General features: G+C 50.1%; 1 protein-coding gene and 7 tRNA genes. All 8 read left to right on the plus strand.

Going from position 1 to position 2361, the window contains the following annotated elements:
• Nucleotides 1-153: 153 nt before the first annotated feature.
• Nucleotides 154-227, plus strand: a tRNA-Asp gene (locus FGQ86_RS16025).
• 6 nt (nucleotides 228-233) lie between these two features.
• Nucleotides 234-306: transfer RNA gene (locus tag FGQ86_RS16030), tRNA-Val, on the plus strand.
• Between the two features lie 6 nt (nucleotides 307-312).
• Nucleotides 313-394: transfer RNA gene (locus FGQ86_RS16035), tRNA-Tyr, on the plus strand.
• A gap of 52 nt (nucleotides 395-446) precedes the next feature.
• A tRNA-Thr gene (locus FGQ86_RS16040) sits at nucleotides 447-519 on the plus strand.
• Nucleotides 520-548: 29 nt separating this feature from the next.
• Nucleotides 549-622, plus strand: a tRNA-Met gene (locus FGQ86_RS16045).
• 4 nt (nucleotides 623-626) lie between these two features.
• Nucleotides 627-699, plus strand: a tRNA-Phe gene (locus tag FGQ86_RS16050).
• Between the two features lie 25 nt (nucleotides 700-724).
• Nucleotides 725-797: transfer RNA gene (locus FGQ86_RS16055), tRNA-Lys, on the plus strand.
• A gap of 85 nt (nucleotides 798-882) precedes the next feature.
• Nucleotides 883-2238 carry an MATE family efflux transporter gene (locus FGQ86_RS16060; protein ID WP_033125735.1) on the plus strand — a complete coding sequence of 452 codons (1356 nt, stop codon included), beginning with the start codon at nucleotides 883-885 and terminating at the stop codon, nucleotides 2236-2238.
• The last annotated feature ends 123 nt before the right edge of the window (nucleotides 2239-2361 follow it).

Raw genomic sequence — 2361 nt, forward strand, 5'->3', positions numbered from 1 at the left:
ACGAGGTAGATAGGGCAGAGGTGGAAGTGTGGTAACACATGGAGCTGACTGTTACTAATCGGTCGAGGGCATAACCAAAGAGGTTCGGGTAGAGAATGGATGGAAGATTTCTTGTATGTGGTTTTGAAGGTACATGGTATCTTCAATATAGATGGCCCAGTGGCTCAGTTGGTTAGAGCGCCGCCCTGTCACGGCGGAGGTCGAGAGTTCGAGTCTCTTCTGGGTCGTTGTATGGGGTCTTAGCTCAGCTGGGAGAGCATCTGCCTTACAAGCAGAGGGTCATAGGTTCGAGCCCTATAGGCCCCATTACATGGATGGATTCCCGAGTGGCCAAAGGGGGCAGACTGTAAATCTGTTGGCAACGCCTTCGAAGGTTCGAATCCTTCTCCATCCATTCAGATGTGAAATACATCTGTTGCCGGTTTTGACCGGACAGCCCATGGCACGCCGATGTGGCTCAATTGGCAGAGCAGCTGATTTGTAATCAGCAGGTTATCGGTTCGAGTCCGATCATCGGCTTTCATTTTCTAAAAATTGTTAAATATTGACGCGGGGTGGAGCAGTCTGGAAGCTCGTCGGGCTCATAACCCGAAGGTCATAGGTTCAAATCCTATCCCCGCAACTATGCCCAGATAGCTCAGTCGGTAGAGCAGAGGACTGAAAATCCTCGTGTCACTGGTTCGATTCCGGTTCTGGGCACTTTCTTTTTCTTAAAATTGTATATGGGCGTGTAGCTCAGGTGGTAGAGCACTTGACTTTTAATCAAGTTGTCCGGGGTTCGAATCCCCGCACGCTCATGGGATGAGAGGAAAAATCAGCACTGCGTATCTGCAGTGCTGATTTTTCCTGTATCTGAAATATTTGAGTCAGGGGGAATGTACTATGGCCGACAAAGCCGCATCTGCAACACTTATGACGGACGGTCCTATCTGGAGGCGACTGATCGCATTTGCTATTCCGCTTTTCTGGGGCAATCTCTTTCAGCAGCTCTACAATACAGCGGACTCCGTAATCGTTGGAAATTTTCTTGGAAATAATGCTTTGGCTGCCGTCAGTTCATCCGGAAATCTGATTTTTCTCCTGGTGGGATTTTTTAATGGAATTGCCATCGGTGCGGGCGTAGTTACAGGAAAATATTTTGGGGCTGAGGATGGTGAAAACCTGAGAAAGTCCATCCACACAACGATTGCTTTTGGAGTGGCGTGCGGTATCATTTTGACTATCGTGGGAGTGCTGGCAGCGCCTCGCATTCTTGTGCTCATGGGAACCCCGGATGAAGTGCTGCCCCAGTCTCTAGCCTACTTCCGGGTCTACTTTGCGGGCTCGCTGGCTTTTGTCATGTACAATTTTTTTGTGGGAATCCTGCAGGCTCTGGGGGACAGCAGGCATCCGCTGTTTTTCCTGATCATTTCCTCCTTTACGAATATAGTGCTGGATCTGCTGTTTGTGGGAGGAATGGGAATGGGCGTCTGGTCCGCGGCATTTGCCACGATTCTTTCCCAGTTTCTGAGCGCCTTTCTCTGTCTGCGTCAGCTGATAAAAGGAAATGAGGTGTTCCGGCTGAGGATAAGGGAAATCAGGCCGGATAGGCAGATGTTGAAGCAGATCGTAAAAAACGGAGTTCCGGCGGGGGTGCAGAACTCTATTATTTCAGTGGCAAATGTGTTTGTACAGTCCAACATCAATGCCTTTGGCGCCACGGCAGTGGCGGGATGCGGATCCTATTCCAAGATCGAGGGCTTTGGATTTCTGCCCATCACATGCTTTGCGCTGGCCCTGACTACATTTATCAGTCAAAATCTGGGCGCCAGAGAGTATGAGAGGGCGAAGAAGGGAGCTGTGTTTGGCGCGTTATGCTCCCTCACTATAGCGGAGATTATTGGACTTGCCATCAATCTTCTGGCGCCGGTGCTGATCGGAGCTTTTGGAGGAGGTCCGGAGGCTGTAGGCTATGGCGTCCAGTGGGCGAGGACAGTGACCTGGTTCTATTTTCTACTGGCTTTCTCGCACTGCATGGCAGGTATCCTGCGGGGGGCGGGCAGGTCTGTGATACCCATGTTTGTCATGATGATCTGCTGGTGTGTGATCCGTGTCAGCTACATCAGTATCGCGGTACGCATCGTTCCTGACATCAGGACCGTGTTCTGGGCTTATCCGCTGACCTGGGCGCTGAGCAGTGTGGTATTCCTTGTTTATTTTCTGAAGTCAGACTGGATCCACGGATTGGAGAAAATGTAACCGACAGGCAGAGATTTACAGAGAAGATATTTATAGAGATAAAAAAGAGGGTGTCCCAAAAGTCACGAAGTGACTGAAAGGACACCCGACTATAAAAAAGGAGAACGGTTACCACGCCGTTCT

Origin of the sequence: Clostridium sp. BSD2780061688st1 H5, from assembly GCF_005845155.1 — a bacterium.
In the GTDB taxonomy this organism is placed as follows: Bacteria; Bacillota; Clostridia; order Lachnospirales; family Lachnospiraceae; genus Claveliimonas; species Claveliimonas intestinigallinarum.